Source organism: Burkholderia sp. L27(2015) (assembly GCF_009765705.1).
GTDB lineage: Bacteria > Pseudomonadota > Gammaproteobacteria > Burkholderiales > Burkholderiaceae > LMUX01.
On record NZ_LMUX01000021.1, the window covers coordinates 300,698 to 316,233 of the forward strand.

Consider the following 15,536-nt stretch of genomic DNA (forward strand, 5'->3'; position numbering starts at 1 on the left):
CCCCGTCATCGTCAGGTCTGACCGCCTAGTAGACCACGAAGCACCAGCGTTGAGTAGCGTTCGGCCACCTCGTCCACCGAGGCTTGTCCCTTGTGAAACCACTCCAAGGTGCCGTTCATCGCGCCGATCAAAAAGAAGCGCGTGAGCCGCAACTCGTCGACGCTCACCGTCGTCCTCGGCACCAGACGGCTCAGTATCTCACCCCAAGCGCGTTCATATTCGTCGCGCACTTGCAGGTGGCCAGAACGCACTTCATGAGGCACTTGCCCAAAGATCCGTATGTTGGCCGAAGTGTAATCCTGTGACTCCAGCAACGCGCGTAAATGCGCTTTGACCGCCGTGCGAAAAACCCATTCGGGGTTGGCGTCCGGTCCGAGCGCCTCGATGGCCACGCGAACCTCGTGATACACGCGCTCGACACCAATACGCAGCACTTCAGCCACGATGGCGTCCTTGGAGGCGAAGTGATAATAGAGGCTGCCCGCCTTCATGCCACAGGCGGCAGCGATGTCACGCAGCGATACGGCGGCGTAACCGTCGACCCGGAACAGCCGAGCCGCCGTATCTAGAATGGCGCGGCGCGACGCATTCGCGGGGCTGTCGGGAGCGTCGGCTGGCGACGCCGCATCGGTAGGAACACGAACCATAGTGATCACACCATCCGCTTGGCAATTTCTTCGAGCATCACCTCGGTTGCGCCGCCCCCGATCGACTGCACGCGCGCGTCGCGCACCATGCGCTCGATAGGGGCTTCGCGCATATAGCCAAAGCCACCGTGGAACTGCTGACACGCATACATCACTTCGTTGACCAGTTCACCGCACAACGCTTTGACCATCGACACCTCCGCCACCACCGAGTGCCCCTGCGTATCGCGCCAAGCTGTGTTGTAGAGCAACTGCCGCGCCGCCTCCACCTTGGCGAGCAGCATCGCGAGCTTTTGCCGGATCGCCTGCTTCTCCCAAAGCGTTTGACCGAAGGCCGTGCGTTGCGTGACATAGTCGAGCGTAATCTCGATGGCTTTGGAGGCTTCGCCTAAAGCCTGCGCGCCCAGCGTCAAGCGCTCGTTTTGCAAATTCCTGACCAGCGAATAGAAGCCCTTGTTTTCTTCGCCGAGCAGGTTTTCGACAGGCACGCGACAGTCTTCGAAAACCAGCTCCGCGGTGTCGGACGACAACCACCCCTGCTTGTGCAAAGGCCGCGCCACCGAAAAGCCGGGCATGCCTTTTTCGACAATGAACATCGAGATCGCGTGGTGCCCGCGGCCCGCGCCGCCGGTCTTGGCCGCAACGAAATAAACATCGCCATGCACTCCATTGGTAATGAACATCTTCGCGCCGTTCAATACGTAATGGTCGCCGTCAAGGCGGGCCGTGGTACGCATGCCGGCCAAGTCGGAGCCCGCCCCCGCTTCGGTCATGGCCACGGCGGCAATCTTGCGTCCGGCCACCAGATCGGGCATCAGCCGATCCAACTGGGCGCGGCTGCCGGCGTGCTGCAAATGCGGCGACGCCATATCGGTATGCACCAGCACCGTAATCGCAAAGCCGCCGAACGACGACCTGCCGAGTTCCTCGGCCAGCACGACGGTGCCCAGTACATTCATCGCGGCTCCACCGTATTGTTCGGCTTGCCGTATCCCAAGGAAACCTTGATCGCCCATCTTGCGCAGCACCTCGCGCGGCACGAAACCGTCGCTCTCCCATTGCTGGGCAAACGGCTCGATTTCCTTCTCGACGAAACGTCGCAGCGCATCGCGCAGCATCGCGTGCTCTTCGCCGAAATATGGCGACGCTTGCACCAGTGGTGACGAAAACTGACCTGCGCCCATCGGCTTTCTCCCTGACTTGACGATCTAACGAACGTTAGGTAGATTCTTCCACAGCATGGCTCCCGGTGCAATAACAAGACGAGCTCGCTGATGCAGCGCCACGCAGCGGCCTGCGTGCAGAGCTGCCCTGCAGAGCGCCCGGGTGAACATGTCCCCGCAGTACCACCCGGCACCGCCCTCGGGTAATGACGCATTCGGCGCAGGCAAGCGGTGGTGTACGCTGCATGCTCAATGCCTGCTTTGGGGCATCCCGATCGATCTGTCCTTGAAGTCAGACGTAGGAGACAAGATGTCAGCTACCGATACGCTTAGCGCTTTGCTGATGGAAGCCGTCGTCCCGCTGCCCGAACGTTGGCGGGTTCCCGAACAGGCAGCGTTGCTCGCGCAAGCGCGTCGAATCGAACAAGCGGGTGGCCCCGACGCCTACTGGGAATGGGTAGCCAATAAATTTCGCTGGACCCGCAAATGGGACAGCGTGCGCAGCGGCGACTTTCCCGCGTTCAAATATTTCTCGGGCGGTACGCTCAATGTCTGCGACAACTGCGTAGACCGCCACGCCGAAGACCCCGAACGCGCCGACAAGCCGGCCATCATCTGGGAAGGCGAGCCTGGCGACACCGTCACGCTGACCTATGCGCAGTTGCGCACCGCGGTGGCCCGCTTCGCCAATGGCTTGCGCTCGCTGGGTGTTGTACAGGGCGACGTGGTCGCCATCTATCTGCCTAACCTGCCCGAAGCATTCATCGCCATACAGGCGTGCAACCGGATCGGCGCGATTTACACCGTGCTGTTCGCCGGATTCTCCGCCGACGCTGCGGCGCTCAGGCTGCAGACCTCGCGCGCCAAGGTGCTGGTCACGGCCGATGCGAGCTATCGTCGCGGCAAGCGCGTCCCCTTGCTGGACAACGCGCGCCGCGCCCGCGCCAACGCCGCTAGTTTGGAGGCCGTGGTGGTGGTCGACCGTACCGGATCCGCGCCGACGCTGCAGGCCGGTGAGTTCGGTTATACCGAACTGGTGGCAGCGCAATCGGACGATAGTCCGTGCGTGCCGCTCGAGGCTAATGCCGAGTCGTTCCTGATCTTTACCAGCGGCACGGAGTCCAAGCCCAAAGGCGTGGTGCATAGCGTCGCCGGGTTCCTGTTGGGCACCTGGGCCAACGTGCAATGGCAGGTCGGCCCAACCCGCGACGACGTGTACTGGTGCGCAGCCGATGTCGGCTGGCTCACGTTTCCGATCCAGGCCGTGATCGGCGGCCTCGCCCACGGCGCCACGCTGGTCTGTTTCGAAGGTGCGCTCGACACGCCGAGCAAGGAGCGCTTCTATCAGATCGCCAATAAACACAAGGTCACGAAAATCCTGATCGCCCCGACTGCGCTGCGTATGTTGCGCTCGCTGGGCGACGATGTCGCGCGCGACCATCGTATCGAAAGCCTGCGCTTGATCACCACGCAAGGCGAGCCGCTCGACCCCGAGACCTTCCACTGGACTTCGGCCCATCTCGGCGACCAGTTGCCCATCGTCAACGCGTATGGGCAGACCGAAACCGGGTCGACCTGGACGTATCCGGTGTACGGCGTCGACGACGTGAAGGCCGGCTCGTGCGGCACGCCCGTGCCGGGCCACGCGTACCAGATCCTCATGGAGGACGGCTCGGTCGCGCCGGTCGGCGTAAAAGGCGCGTTGGTGTTGAGCTCACCGTTCCCGACACTGGCGCGCACCGTGTGGGATAACCACGAGCGTTATCTCACTACCTACTTCGAGCGCTTTCCGGGTTTCTACAACACCTCGGACGAGGCCGTGGTCGATAACGACGGACATTTGTGGGTATTGGGCCGCGGCGACGACGTCATCAACGTGGCCGCACACCGCCTGAGCACCATGGAGATCGAATCGGTGGTGGCCTCGCAACCGGGCGTGGCCGATGCTGCCGTGGTCGGCATTAACGACGCGATCAAGGGCACCGTGCCGGTCGCCTTCATCACCTTGATGGCGGGTGCCAACGCCGACGAAATCGCGACACGCGTATGCGACGCCGTGAGCCACGCGATCGGCTCAATTGCGCGGCTCGAACAAGTATTCGTGTGCACCGCTTTGCCGAAAACCCGAGCGGGAAAAACCGTACGCCGGCTACTGCGGGAGATCGCCGAAACGGGCACGGCCAACGGCGACCTGACCGGACTCGAGGACGTCGACATTGTCGGGAATCTGATTCGGGAGGTGGTCAAGACCAAGGCGCAATCCAACGCGCGGCGTATGTAGCGCTGCTTATGTAGCCGCTTTTGTAGCGGCCTGCCCGGATAGGCTATGCAGCATTGGTCGCAGGGTGTGGCTAAAATGGGCTCCTCGGCATGCCGCCTAGGCCGCTCCCGTCTGCTCTCGTCGGCATGTCGAGCGCATCACGCAAACATTACACTTTGCCTTCATTTACTCGGGCAAACGCGTGACGCCGTCCGTTTTTTTGCAAAAGTGTCGGCGCGGGAGCACGTTTTAACAACGAGCGCTTTACCTGACGTACACTCGCGGCTAGATGCCAATCGGCACTAGAAAAATATCCGACGAACCGGACACGACCAGACGCTAACAGACACTTAATGTGCAGCGCAGTACTAGGAGAGAAAATGAAGTGGACCAGTGAACAAAAACACGCGACGCTTGCCGCCTACTTAGGGTGGACACTCGACGCCTTCGATTTCTTCTTGATGGTGTTCATTTTCAAGGACATCGCCAATGAGTTTGGCGTCAAGATCTCCGACGTCAGCGTTGCGGTGGTGCTAACGCTGGCCATGCGGCCAGTTGGCGCATTGATCTTCGGGCGGCTTGCCGACAAGTTCGGGCGCCGGCCGACCATGATGGTCAACATCCTGCTGTATTCGGTCCTCGAACTGGCTTCCGGCTTCGCCCCCAGCTTGATGGCCTTGCTGATTCTGCGCGCGCTGTTCGGCATCGCGATGGGCGGCGAATGGGGTGTGGGGTCCGCACTGGTCATGGAAACCATTCCGCCGAAATCGCGGGGCCTCGTATCCGGTCTGCTGCAGGCCGGCTACCCGAGCGGCTTTTTGCTCGCCTCGGTGGTGTTCGGGCTGTTCTACCAATACATCGGCTGGCGTGGCATGTTCATGGTCGGCGTGCTGCCGGCCTTGCTGGTGCTGTACATCCGCCGCAACGTGACCGAGTCGCCGGCCTGGAAGGAAATGTCCAAGCGCCCCCGCCCCGGCCTGATCAAGACCCTGGGCGCCAACCTCAAGTTGTCGATCTACGCGATCGTGCTGATGACCGCGTTCAACTTCTTCAGCCACGGCACCCAGGATATCTACCCGACGTTCCTGCGTGAGCAACACCACTTCGACCCGCATACCGTATCGCTGATCGCTATCGTGCTCAATATCGGCGCGATCATTGGCGGGCTGGCTTTCGGTGCGTTTTCGGAGCGTATCGGCCGCAGGAAAGCCATCATGATTGCGGCTCTCATCGCGCTGCCGGTGCTGCCGCTGTGGGCCTTCTCGTCGGGCGCCGTAGCGCTTGCAGCAGGCGCGTTCCTGATGCAGATTTCGGTGCAAGGTGCATGGGGCATTATCCCGGTCCACCTGAACGAAATTTCTCCCGATGAAATTCGTGCGACCTTCCCCGGTCTCGTTTATCAATTGGGTAACCTGTTTGCCGCCGTCAATCTTTATATGCAGACGAAGATTGCCGCTGCCAACGGCGACAACTACGGCCTGGCAATGGCCTTGGTTGCGGGCGTGGTCGCGATCGTCATCGCAGTCTTGATCATGTTCGGGCGCGAACGACGCGGCATCGACATGACGCAATCGGCTCGCGAGGTGGCGGCCTCCAGCAGCTAACACGCTGCCAGTCGGTCAAGCAAAACGGCGCTCGATGAGCGCCGTTTTTTTTATCCTTTTGTCAGCGGCCGGACGGTAGAAGCCAGACCGGCGTAGCCCTATCAAGCAAACATTCGCCTATCAGGGCACCATTTGCATATCGCCCGGGCCTTGCGGCGGCAGCTTGATCGAGAGCACTTTGAATTCGCCGCTGGTCGGTACCGAACCCGCATGCGCGGTCCCCTTGGGAATAATGATCAGGTCGCCGGGATGAATCTGGCGTTGCTGGTTACCGAGCCAGAAGGTGCCGGTGCCCGAGATCACATATTGGATTTCGTCCGAGCCCATGTGCGTGTGCTTGGGCACATTGCCCGACTGCACCGCCACGGTGCCGCTGGGCGTCACGACCAGGCCTTTGGAGCGCAGCGTGCCCATGTTCGGAACCTGCGCGCCGATGTCGGCGTCGGTCAATGCAGCGAGGTCGATGATCTGGGCCGTCAGTGCAGTGGCAGGTGCCTGCGCTTGAGCGGGCGTGCTCAGATGAGAGGCAAACAGACCGGCCGCGAAGGCGGCGGGAATGGCGGCAAGATACACATAGCGGTTCATGTTGTTTTCCTTTTAGTTGAGATACCGGTGCGGCTTGATCCAGCAGGGATAGACCCAAGGTGGATAGTCACAGCGCATCGATAGCCCGATTTTGTCCCCGCTCGATTGTCGCACTATTCGCCACCCCCAAAGATCGGGGGAACACCTGAGTAAACATCGGTAACCGTCTCCCGCCCACTGCTACACGCTGCCCGTATTGGTCGATAGCGCCCGGCTCTGCTGGAGGTCTGCTGTCCGGGAAGCTTCGGGGAAGCTTTTGCACGAGCCATAGCGGCGATGGCGGCGCGAAGCTTAAGCCGTGTTTAAGTGTTCGAATGCGATACTCCACGCAATGTTTTTCGCATGCGGCTCCAAGCTAGCCCACAGTCCCGCGATACGTCGAACGATCGCATCGTATTTGGCATAACCGGTAGAGGTATCGATGAAAAAATTCTTTTCGCCTCACGAACTGGCCACGCTTGTTTTATTGTTGTCCGCGCCTACCCAGGTCTCGCTCAACAGCCCCGATTTAATCGCTTTGCAACAGGATCAATTGGTGGAAATGGTGGCCGTTGGCGACAGCAACATTGCGCGCGTGACACCGGATGGCGTCAGAGTATTGCGGCAACTGGGTATGGTGGGTTGATCGGTTTATCGACAGCATTGTGTCGCGACCGATCGGCGGCAGTTGCTAACACCGGGTGATGACACCCGGCGATGACGCCGGGTGGTTGACTGGCAGATGATCAGATCAGCGGTGATGACATAAAACCGGCCGAGCACGCTCGGCGACGGCGTCGCGCAATCACCGCTCAGCGGTCAATCAAGCGATGGTATTGAGCAGCGAGCCCACTGCGCCACCTGCCGACGTGACCGCGGCAGCCGCGGCTTGCGAGGTCGACGACGAGGCGTTGAGCAATGAACTGAGCGCGCTATCGGCGCTATGTTTGTGGTGGGGATGCAAATGCTTGGTCACATCGGTCGACGGAGTCGAAGACGTTGACTGGCCGCCGGGCTGCGTTGCAGCGCTAAGCAGCGAAGCGAAGCTCGGCTGGCTCGATTGATTGGCGCTATTGCTTTGGCCGGTCAGGCTCGACACGCCGGCGTTCACTGCCGTGCCCAATAACGAAGCCGCTGCTGCTGCAATTGGAATCAAGATTTATCCCCATCAGTTGATGCGTAGGCACCGGAATATCCGACTACCGCGCTGACTATACGGGCTTTTTCTCGCGGCTGCCACCCCCGCTGGCGATATAACAACGCTACCTGATTGATATGAGCGCGCAGGTTTCTTCTAGCGCGTTCGCCCTCGGGGTTCTTCCTGGCGTCTTCCTCTCGCCCCGCCGTTCCTGCGCGCACTTTCCGCACATCGGCCGGCTTTATATCGTCATTCCGATTGCTTGTTTTGCGGTTGCGCCGCCGCGTGAGAAGATTTGGCACACCGGAACCAATAAAGAGTATCGTTGAAACCAGAATCCGGCCCGCCCTCTCTAAGCTGCCGCATGCAACCACCCACCATCGCTCAACTCGTCGACATGTTGCCCGGCTTCGTGCCCGGTGAAGATCGCTTATTTCTGGCCGCAGACGGCGCTGCGCGAGCTCGTCTCGACGGCATCGAGTACGACAGCGTCTACCAGCCGATCTTCGATGCCGGCCACGCCGGCATTACCCAATCGCTGTCCGCCTCGCCTCATGATGTCGCGCACTTTGGCGACGAAATCGGCTTCCAGGGAATGCTGCGGCGCGTCGACGATCCCAACTCGCCGACCGATCCACTGTCGTACATCGACGACGCCTCGCATCTGGTCGGGATGGACCGCCTCTCGCGCATGCTGCATGCGATCAATTTCTTCGGCGCAGGCCGCCCCAGCATGCTGTTTCTGAGCGTGCACGAGCACTTGCTCAAGAGCGTCAAGTACGATCATGGCCGCCATTTTTCCGAATTGCTGCTTAGCCTCGGGCTGAATCCGGCGCGCATCGTCATCGAATTGCCCGAAAGTGCGGTCGCGCACCGAACCTTCGTCGGCTATCTGATCAAGAGCTATCAAAGCTTCGGCTTCAAGGTCGCCGGTAACCTGCCCAACGCCGGGCAAATCCTGTCGGTGCCCGAGATGGGCCGGCTCGATTTCATCAAGATCAGCGCGACCAATGCGCTGCGCGACGGCATGGTCAAGCCCTTGGTGAGCTATGCCGCGCGCCTGAAAACCCCGCTGATATTCAAACACGTCGACGACGCGACTCAGTTCGAAATGCTGCTGCAGTTCGATGTGCGCTTCGTGCAGGGCGCCCTTTTTTCGCCCGTCCCGGAACCCGCGCTAAAAAACTGAACGCCGCCCCCCTCCCGCGCTTTGCCCGCTCGACACCCGATACAGGGTGTTTTTTGCGTTTCGCCCAACCGCGTGGCCACCGCCATCGCGCCGCACAGTGCTACGATCCGGGTTTTGCGAGGAAGTCACTATGTATACCTGTCGGAACCAGCCTTGCGGCGCGCAGTGGGAAGCGTCGGACCTTGAATTCAAGAACGAAGGCCAGGGGGTTTTCTTCCGCTGCCCACTTTGCGGCTCGCGCAACAAGGTTGTCGAACATACCGCCGAAGACGGTACTCGCACGTATGAGCAGGAGCGTCGCTAGTTCATTATCGCCAGAGGGCCAGGCACGCAGATTGCAACCGTTTGCAACAGCGCTTTGCTGCGCGGACGGCTCGCTTTAATCTGAACCCGATTACCTGAAGTGGGGTATCTGAGCGCGAGTATCTCAACTTCGGTGTCTAAATCTGCGGTATCTAAATCTGCGGTATCTAATTCCGCGTAATTAGATCGCGTACTGAGCCGATTAACTCGCCGCCCTGGATCATTTTGTGAACAAAGCACTTCAATGCACTATCGCGGCCGCGGCCACGCTAATTCTCGCAGGCTGCGTCGTGGCCCCGCCGCCACCGCAGCAGGTGCAAATGCAGCAGCCACCGCAGATGCAGCAGCAGCCACAGATGCAGATGCAGCCACCGCCGCAGCAAGATCCTCACGCAGCAGCGCTGCGCCGTGCCGAACAAGTCGAAAGACGCATCGAGCACGAGTCGCACAGCATCGACGCGCACGTCAACCAAGGTTATTACCCGCCGCCTCAAGGCAATGCATTGCACCAGCGGCTCGACGGCATCCACCGACAAGCGCGCGATATGGAGGCACAATTCGGTGGTGGTTTGACCGGTGACGGACAACGCGTACTGAATCAAGAGTTGAACGACACCCACCGCATGATCGGCGAGTAGCGTTCGAGCAGGGAAATTAGCGATAAGCCAAGCCAGAAAACAAGCCGCGAGTGAAGCTCACGAGTTAAACTCAATTAGCAACGGCTTGGCGTCCAATAGAATTGTATTACTGTTATTTGCCATGAATCGAATATCCACAGTGCGCACTCGACTGGCCTTTAGCCGCCTCTGCGTATTCGCGTTCAGCTTCTTTGTGTTGGCCTGCGGTGCCAGGGCGTCGGAACAGGTGGTTTCGGTCGATCTGAACGCGGGCAATTCGATCCGCTATCTGCTCACCGAACGCGATGGGACCACACCCCGCTATGTGCTGGTGATGTTCCCGGGCAGCGAAGGCCGACTGGCTCTCGCCACGCAGGACGGCACGATTTCGATGCAGGAGCGCGGCAATTTTCTGGTGCGCTCGCGCGATCTGTTCGTCGACGATACCTTCGCCACAGCCATCGTCGACTCACCGTCCGACCAGCCCGGCGGCTATAGCGATGCGTTTCGCGCAAGCGTGCGGCACGGCGAAGATATCACTCGCGTGCTCGACGACCTCAAGAAAAGGCTAGGTGACGTCAAGTTCGTATTGGTGGGCACCAGCCGCGGCACGATATCGTCGTCCTTTCTCGGCCTGGAACTCGGCGAGCGTTGGGATGCCGTGGTTCATACCTCATTGATCAGTCGGCCGACGATAGGCGCCGGCGCGCAGCTCGCCAACTTCGATTACAACGCGATCAAACCACGCCAGCTATTCGTCCAGCACATCCATGACGGTTGCCGCCTATGCCCGTTCGACGCCGCGCAGTCGCTCGCCAAAGGCCATAGTTTGATTGCAGTCGACGGTGGAAGCAGCCGCGGCAATCCGTGCGAAGCCATGGCCTACCATGGGTTTAACGGCCGAGAGGCACCCGTGGTCCAGGCCATCAAAGGTTGGATCGTCGGCGGCGCAGTACCCGCCCGCATCGACTAAATGGCACGGGTCCTGCGGCGGGAAGTAGTAAGCAAAAGTAATTCGCGAAACCTTGATTTGCATTGTATTTTTTATGCAACAGTCGGCAGTAAAGTCTTAACCCGTGCTGGCATAAGCTTCACAGCCAGACGGATAATGAAACTCAGATTCGGAGAAACACCATGGACGCCAAACCTACCCGTATTCCCGCCCCCGATAAAGTCGACAGGGCAGATCCGGAACCGGTCGCGGTGGAGTTTCTTGCCAGCGAGTTGCCGGAACATGTGCGCGCGTTCCTAGCTGAACAGCAAGACGGTCCCAGCTCGCAGGACTAAACACGCGAATGCGCCGGTGCACGGCGCTCGCTTTCATCCTCGCCGCAATCCGCAAGTCCGGCTGGCCCAGAGCATGGCCGGATCTCGAGATTCATCAGCGCGCTGTATGATAGGGATTCGGCTCAATCCGAGTCGCCGTCTGGGTCACGATCCGGGTCACAATTCCATTCACTGCCGCGCTACCACTCCATGCGTTTATCCGCCTTTGCTGCATTTTTTATAACGCCATTGCTCCTCGTTATTAAATCGCAACCTCCCCGTGTTTCAAGCGTTTTCCGAATTCCCTGCGTTTCGATTCCCCGCACAACCCGGCCTCGTGGGCTTCGCGCGCGCGTCCTCACCGGGCTCGGCCTGGCCTGTGCGCTCGCGAGCACTACGCTGAGCGCACCGGCTTGGGCTCAGGCAAGCGACAGCGACGACACCGCCCTGATGAATTTAATCGCCCAGGCATCCGAGCGCGTGATGTTGGCCGATACGGTGGCGCGCTACAAGTGGGCCAAAAAGGAATCGATAACCGACCCGGTCCGGGAAAAAGCATTGCTTGCGTCGGTGGCGCGGCAAGCGCCCAACTATGGCGTCGAGCCGCAACTGGCTCAAACGTTCTTTAGAGACCAAATCGAAGCGAACAAAGTGGTGCAGCAAGGGCTTATCGACGGCTGGCGTGTGGCCCCGCCGCCGCCCGGGCCCGTGCCCGATCTGGCATCCAGCACCCGTCCGCAATACGACAGGCTGACTGTTACGCTGCTCACCGGCTTGGCTCGGGTGGAAAGCGTGCGCCGCGCCGACGATTGCTCGACGCGTTTGTCTCGCAGCCTGAGGGCCTGGAAAGAGCTACGCACCGTCGACACCCTGCATGCGCAAGCGCTGAACCGCGCGTTCGAGCATCTGTGTGCCGGCGGCGTAGGCGCGGTCGGCTGAGCGCCCACTCAAGGGCAGATTTAGCGGCCGGCTGAGTCCTGCTGAGCCCCTGCTGAGTCTCGGCTCATGCAGACTTAGCGGCCGGCCAAAGCGTTTGACCGCTCAAATCGATCGATGCCCAGCGTCGTGTTCAATCCGCACTCGCCAGAATCTCGATATCCAGCGATCCATCGTTCAGACGACTCTGCAACACCTGATAGGTGTGCGGTTCGAAACGCGGCGGCTCGCTGCGCTTGGCCAGCACAGCGGCCACGTCCTCACGCGCAGCAGCGCTTCCCAAGTAGCACCAGCGGTCGATCACGTGCCATACGGGCGCAGGCGCCACGCTATCGCGCACCGGGTAGCGAGCCTGCTCACTGCGCTCACGCCTCTCACTCAACGCAACCGGTCCAGCGTAAGGCCAAGGCAGCAACCGCAAGTCTTCCAACGCCACACGGGCGCGCAAAGCATGTTCGCGGATCGACTCGCGCCCTTCGGCGATACAGCTTCCCCGACAGAGATCGAGTGCATACGCGCCACAGGGCGCGCCGCTGAGCGCTGCCTTCTCCACTCCAAGCCGGACCCGACACAAGCCATGCTGGTCCGCCAGGGCATGCAATGCCACTTCTGCTTCGCGCCGCGACGAGAATAGTCCGAACAAAGCGGGCTCAGTGGCGAAATCGTAGTCGCGGGCATGCACCAGACGCGGTGCATCGGCGCCGTCGACAAATCGCCACGCGCACAAGCTCAATGCGCGCTTACCTTGCTTGCTATTCAGTGGCTGCAAGGTCTGCACCAAATGCGCCTCGCGTAGTAACGCCCCCAGCTCTCCGCCGGTCTCGTACGTCTCGATCCGACGCACCTGCGCCGCCAGTTTCAAATCGCGCGCCGAACGCGATTCGCGCAAGAAATGCGCCCCGACCCGTTGTTTTAGATTGGTGCTCTTGCCGACATAGAGCGCGCTGTCCTGCTCGCCAAAAAAGACGTAGACACCCGGCGTTTCGGGCAGGCTGTCGAGCATCGCTTCATCGACGGCCGGCGGCAAGCTAAAGCCCTGGACCAGTCGCGCCACCGCCGTATCGATCGCATCGCGCGAGTGCAAATCGGCAAGCTTTTGCCAGAACTGCCACAGCAAGTCGGCGTCCGACAACGCGCGATGACGCCCGGACGGTAACAGAGCGTGGCGCTCTATCAACGCGTCTAGCCCGTGGCGCTTTTCGCCAGGAAAAAGTGCACGCGACAGGCGCACGGTACACAGCACGTCGGCGCTAAAGGTCAGGCCGGCCCGCCGGAACGCGCTTTTCAGGAACCCGTAGTCGAAGCGCGCATTATGTGCGGCGAACAATTTGCCGTTCAAGCGTTGCGCCAGTGGCTCGGCAAGCGATTCGAAGGTGGGTGCGCCGCTCACCATGGCGTCTGTGATGCCGGTCAGGCGCTCGATAAATGCAGGGATGGGCTGCTCGGGATCGACCAGTGTGCTCCATGTCGAGACGCCATCGCGGCCGATCTCCACGACGCCGATCTCGGTGATGCGGTCATGCGTCGCGTTTCCACCGGTGGTTTCCAGATCGACAAACACCATGGGGCGGTCGAGCCCCGCGAGCAACGCTTCGATCTCAGGCGTTAACAAAGGCATAAGACCCGACGACGTAACACCGGAAGGCATAAAGCGGGAGTGCATAAAGCGCGCATATCAACAGCATAACAAGGCAAGGGGCAACTCCGACTTCGATCCGACAAAAAAAAACCCCTGCTTCAGGCAGGGGCCAGATTCCGTACTACTACGGACAGGCGGCGGCTCATCATCTACCCGCCCGCCTTGTTGGTATTTTATCGCGCAAACTCGCGAGCCGCCTACGGCTTATCCCGGCGGCGCCTCGCGCGCAAGCTTAGACCGGCTTGATATTCGCGGCTTGCTTGCCCTTGGGGCCCATCTTGACTTCGAACGAAACGCGTTGCGTTTCCTTCAGGGTCTTGAAGCCTTCGACACGGACTTCCGAGAAGTGCGCGAACAAATCTTCGCCGCCCGCATCCGGAGTAATGAAGCCAAAGCCCTTAGCATCGTTGAACCATTTGACGATACCGGTTTCCATAAAGTCTATTTCCTAAAAGTTGAACAAAAGGGCCGCGCCCCATGACCCGTTCCCCGCGCATCACGCTGTCTCGAGCCCTGCCCGAAACAAGAAGCGAATAGCCATGATGGAACGCATCGCCCCTGTTTATAAGGATAGGCTCGCGGCCCGTCAAGTAAATATTTAATCAGCAACAACCCTGGCATGATGATTAAAAATTGTTTTAAATCAACGTCCTAACATCATTTTCACGAGTAGCGCTCGCGCCGCTTCTGCAGCATTTGGACGACGCTCAGTGTTTACGATGCTTGCGCGTTTTATTATATTTGCGGGGGCGCCTGCGACCGCCGCCGCTGAACCATCGCCCGAAAAGCGTCTTCCAAGCTCGCAATATACGCGTTCTTATAGGCCAGCTCCGACCCCGGCGGCTCGCGGCGCACGAGCATCGTTGCGTTGGCCTCGAATACCAGGATCCGCCCGTCGGCGAGCAACGCAAAATCGATCCCCGCATAATCGAGTTCGAGCCGCGCGCCCACGGCTTCGAGCGCCTGCCAGGCCCGAGCGCCCAATACAGCTTCAGCGTCGGACAAGAACCGCGCTTCTTCGGCCTGCTTCTCCGCTTGCCCCAGCATATCGGCAGAAAAATAATGCACCAGCCAGTGGCTGGAAATAGCGAGGTGGTACGGATACGGCCGGCCGTCGATGAAGATCGCCCGATATTTACGGAAATAGCCGTCCGCCGAACGGTAGTCGTAATAAGGCGCGACAAAAAATGCCGGCGCGCTTTGCCAATCGATCTCGGCAAGCGCTGCCTCGGTGGCGGCGTCGACCAGCACCAAGCCCTCGCCCCCATGCGTGGCGATCGGACGGATCAGGATCGCTTGCCCGGCCTGCGTCAGATAGGCGCGCGCCTCCTGCTCGTCGGTAATGCGCGTCACGGGCGGCGTGACCAGCCCGTCTATTCCGTCCAGCAGTTGCGGCAGGCAATCGCGTGCAGTGCGCGCCACGGCACGCGGCGAATTCAGCACCGGCACCTGCGCCGCATCGACAAACGCCAGCAACGGTGCCAGCACCGGAGCCGCGACATCGGGGTCGCCGATCGCGTTGAAAATCAGATCGGGCGGCGGGCAGCCATGCATGCTCAACACTTGCGCCGGGGTGGTCGGGCCGCCGTCCGGTATGTACTCGACAAAGTATTCGATGCGGCGCGTGCTGGCGTGATCGAACCAGAGCTCCAGCGGTACGTTGCCGCGTCCGCCCGCGCAGATCAGCCAGACCGTAAGTTGCGCTGTGGCGCACTCGTTATCGAACACGAACTGCCGCCCATACGCGAAATCCGTATGGTGCTGCGCTTCGCTAGCGCGGCCCGTATCGCGCAACAAGGTGGCGAGGTTGCGGTGCGCCACCACCAGTTCCGGATCAAGTTGCAGGGTCAGCCGGTACCACGACTCGGCCGAGTCGCTATGCCCGGCCATCAGGTAAGCGGTGGCGATGTTGTATAAATCCAGCGCCGAGCGGCTGCCGAGCGCCATCGCGGCCATCCGGTGCGCCAGCGCTTCGCGGCCCTGGCCTTGCGCATCGAGCACCGCGGCCAGGCCGACATACACCTTCGGATGCAGCGGCGAGCGGCGCCGCGCTTCACCGTAGGCGTGCAGGGCCGCCGCCTGATCGCCCATCGCCAAAGCGGCCGCGCCAACTTCCAGCCAACCGCCAGGCTCGGGCGGCAGCTTTACTTTTACCGCCTTTGTCTTGCTTGCCATTGCCTCAAACCCTGTGAATTCATGCTGCATGCTAC

Annotated in this window: 16 protein-coding genes; 9 read left to right on the top strand and 7 right to left on the bottom strand. The window is 60.6% G+C overall.

What is annotated here, in order from left to right:
• Nucleotides 1–11 precede the first annotated feature (11 nt).
• Nucleotides 12–647, bottom strand: a complete 636-nt coding sequence (locus GSQ77_RS19775; protein WP_158904473.1) for a TetR/AcrR family transcriptional regulator — start codon at nucleotides 645–647, stop codon at nucleotides 12–14.
• A 5-nt stretch (nucleotides 648–652) separates the two neighbouring features.
• On the bottom strand, nucleotides 653–1,831 hold the full coding sequence (locus GSQ77_RS19780) for a long-chain specific acyl-CoA dehydrogenase (protein WP_158904474.1): 1,179 nt from the start codon (nucleotides 1,829–1,831) through the stop codon (nucleotides 653–655).
• 289 nt (nucleotides 1,832–2,120) lie between these two features.
• Between GSQ77_RS19780 and GSQ77_RS19785 the strand changes: the two genes are divergently transcribed.
• Together GSQ77_RS19785 and GSQ77_RS19790 are read left to right on the top strand one after the other, a co-directional pair.
• On the top strand, nucleotides 2,121–4,091 hold the full coding sequence (locus GSQ77_RS19785; protein WP_158904475.1) for an AMP-binding protein: 1,971 nt from the start codon (nucleotides 2,121–2,123) through the stop codon (nucleotides 4,089–4,091).
• 359 nt (nucleotides 4,092–4,450) lie between these two features.
• Nucleotides 4,451–5,674, top strand: a complete 1,224-nt coding sequence (locus GSQ77_RS19790; protein ID WP_158904476.1) for an MFS transporter — start codon at nucleotides 4,451–4,453, stop codon at nucleotides 5,672–5,674.
• A 120-nt stretch (nucleotides 5,675–5,794) separates the two neighbouring features.
• On the opposite strand, the gene GSQ77_RS19795 is transcribed toward GSQ77_RS19790, so the two are convergent.
• On the bottom strand, nucleotides 5,795–6,259 hold the full coding sequence (locus GSQ77_RS19795) for a cupin domain-containing protein (protein WP_158904477.1): 465 nt from the start codon (nucleotides 6,257–6,259) through the stop codon (nucleotides 5,795–5,797).
• Between the two features lie 421 nt (nucleotides 6,260–6,680).
• Here GSQ77_RS19795 and GSQ77_RS19800 point away from each other — a divergent pair, with 421 nt between their 5' ends.
• A complete protein-coding gene (locus tag GSQ77_RS19800) occupies nucleotides 6,681–6,884 on the top strand; it encodes a hypothetical protein (RefSeq protein ID WP_158904478.1) in 204 nt (67 codons plus the stop codon).
• A 177-nt stretch (nucleotides 6,885–7,061) separates the two neighbouring features.
• Here the strand turns inward: GSQ77_RS19800 and GSQ77_RS19805 are convergent, their stop codons facing one another.
• Nucleotides 7,062–7,394 (bottom strand): hypothetical protein, encoded by a 333-nt coding sequence (locus GSQ77_RS19805; protein ID WP_158904479.1) that lies wholly within the window; start codon nucleotides 7,392–7,394, stop codon nucleotides 7,062–7,064.
• Nucleotides 7,395–7,740: 346 nt separating this feature from the next.
• Here GSQ77_RS19805 and GSQ77_RS19810 point away from each other — a divergent pair, with 346 nt between their 5' ends.
• The 6 genes from GSQ77_RS19810 (at nucleotide 7,741) to GSQ77_RS19825 (ending at nucleotide 11,690) form a co-directional block, all read left to right on the top strand.
• Entirely contained in the window at nucleotides 7,741–8,565 is an 825-nt protein-coding gene (locus GSQ77_RS19810; RefSeq protein WP_158904480.1) for an EAL domain-containing protein, read from the top strand.
• Nucleotides 8,566–8,695: 130 nt separating this feature from the next.
• Nucleotides 8,696–8,869, top strand: a complete 174-nt coding sequence (locus GSQ77_RS29195) for a hypothetical protein (RefSeq protein ID WP_174246471.1) — start codon at nucleotides 8,696–8,698, stop codon at nucleotides 8,867–8,869.
• Nucleotides 8,870–9,188: 319 nt separating this feature from the next.
• Nucleotides 9,189–9,506, top strand: coding sequence for a hypothetical protein (locus GSQ77_RS19815; protein WP_254067806.1), 318 nt, complete (start codon nucleotides 9,189–9,191; stop codon nucleotides 9,504–9,506).
• 121 nt (nucleotides 9,507–9,627) lie between these two features.
• Nucleotides 9,628–10,458, top strand: a complete 831-nt coding sequence (locus GSQ77_RS19820) for a hypothetical protein (protein WP_158904481.1) — start codon at nucleotides 9,628–9,630, stop codon at nucleotides 10,456–10,458.
• Between the two features lie 161 nt (nucleotides 10,459–10,619).
• A complete protein-coding gene (locus tag GSQ77_RS29200; protein ID WP_174246472.1) occupies nucleotides 10,620–10,772 on the top strand; it encodes a hypothetical protein in 153 nt (50 codons plus the stop codon).
• Nucleotides 10,773–11,123: 351 nt separating this feature from the next.
• A complete protein-coding gene (locus tag GSQ77_RS19825) occupies nucleotides 11,124–11,690 on the top strand; it encodes a chorismate mutase (RefSeq protein ID WP_254067807.1) in 567 nt (188 codons plus the stop codon).
• Between the two features lie 130 nt (nucleotides 11,691–11,820).
• Here GSQ77_RS19825 and GSQ77_RS19830 read toward each other — a convergent pair whose 3' ends face one another.
• The 3 genes from GSQ77_RS19830 to GSQ77_RS19840 form a co-directional block, all read right to left on the bottom strand.
• Nucleotides 11,821–13,305 (bottom strand): exonuclease domain-containing protein, encoded by a 1,485-nt coding sequence (locus GSQ77_RS19830; protein ID WP_254067713.1) that lies wholly within the window; start codon nucleotides 13,303–13,305, stop codon nucleotides 11,821–11,823.
• 253 nt (nucleotides 13,306–13,558) lie between these two features.
• Nucleotides 13,559–13,762 carry a cold-shock protein gene (locus GSQ77_RS19835; protein ID WP_158904484.1) on the bottom strand — a complete coding sequence of 68 codons (204 nt, stop codon included), beginning with the start codon at nucleotides 13,760–13,762 and terminating at the stop codon, nucleotides 13,559–13,561.
• Between the two features lie 299 nt (nucleotides 13,763–14,061).
• Nucleotides 14,062–15,501, bottom strand: a complete 1,440-nt coding sequence (locus GSQ77_RS19840) for a RimK family alpha-L-glutamate ligase (RefSeq protein WP_158904485.1) — start codon at nucleotides 15,499–15,501, stop codon at nucleotides 14,062–14,064.
• Between the last annotated feature and the right edge of the window lie 35 nt (nucleotides 15,502–15,536).

Excerpts from the sequence above, each read along its gene's own strand:
- GSQ77_RS19780 (WP_158904474.1), bottom strand. The coding sequence starts at position 1,831 with ATGGGCGCAGGTCAGTTTTCGTCACCACTGGTGCAAGCGTCGCCATAT.
- GSQ77_RS29200 (WP_174246472.1), top strand. The coding sequence starts at position 10,620 with ATGGACGCCAAACCTACCCGTATTCCCGCCCCCGATAAAGTCGACAGG.
- GSQ77_RS19775 (WP_158904473.1), bottom strand. The coding sequence starts at position 647 with ATGGTTCGTGTTCCTACCGATGCGGCGTCGCCAGCCGACGCTCCCGAC.
- GSQ77_RS19830 (WP_254067713.1), bottom strand. The coding sequence starts at position 13,305 with ATGCCTTTGTTAACGCCTGAGATCGAAGCGTTGCTCGCGGGGCTCGAC.
- GSQ77_RS19785 (WP_158904475.1), top strand. The coding sequence starts at position 2,121 with ATGTCAGCTACCGATACGCTTAGCGCTTTGCTGATGGAAGCCGTCGTC.
- GSQ77_RS19810 (WP_158904480.1), top strand. The coding sequence starts at position 7,741 with ATGCAACCACCCACCATCGCTCAACTCGTCGACATGTTGCCCGGCTTC.
- GSQ77_RS19815 (WP_254067806.1), top strand. The coding sequence starts at position 9,189 with ATGCAGCAGCCACCGCAGATGCAGCAGCAGCCACAGATGCAGATGCAG.
- GSQ77_RS19820 (WP_158904481.1), top strand. The coding sequence starts at position 9,628 with ATGAATCGAATATCCACAGTGCGCACTCGACTGGCCTTTAGCCGCCTC.
- GSQ77_RS29195 (WP_174246471.1), top strand. The coding sequence starts at position 8,696 with ATGTATACCTGTCGGAACCAGCCTTGCGGCGCGCAGTGGGAAGCGTCG.
- GSQ77_RS19795 (WP_158904477.1), bottom strand. The coding sequence starts at position 6,259 with ATGAACCGCTATGTGTATCTTGCCGCCATTCCCGCCGCCTTCGCGGCC.
- GSQ77_RS19790 (WP_158904476.1), top strand. The coding sequence starts at position 4,451 with ATGAAGTGGACCAGTGAACAAAAACACGCGACGCTTGCCGCCTACTTA.
- GSQ77_RS19800 (WP_158904478.1), top strand. The coding sequence starts at position 6,681 with ATGAAAAAATTCTTTTCGCCTCACGAACTGGCCACGCTTGTTTTATTG.
- GSQ77_RS19840 (WP_158904485.1), bottom strand. The coding sequence starts at position 15,501 with ATGGCAAGCAAGACAAAGGCGGTAAAAGTAAAGCTGCCGCCCGAGCCT.
- GSQ77_RS19835 (WP_158904484.1), bottom strand. The coding sequence starts at position 13,762 with ATGGAAACCGGTATCGTCAAATGGTTCAACGATGCTAAGGGCTTTGGC.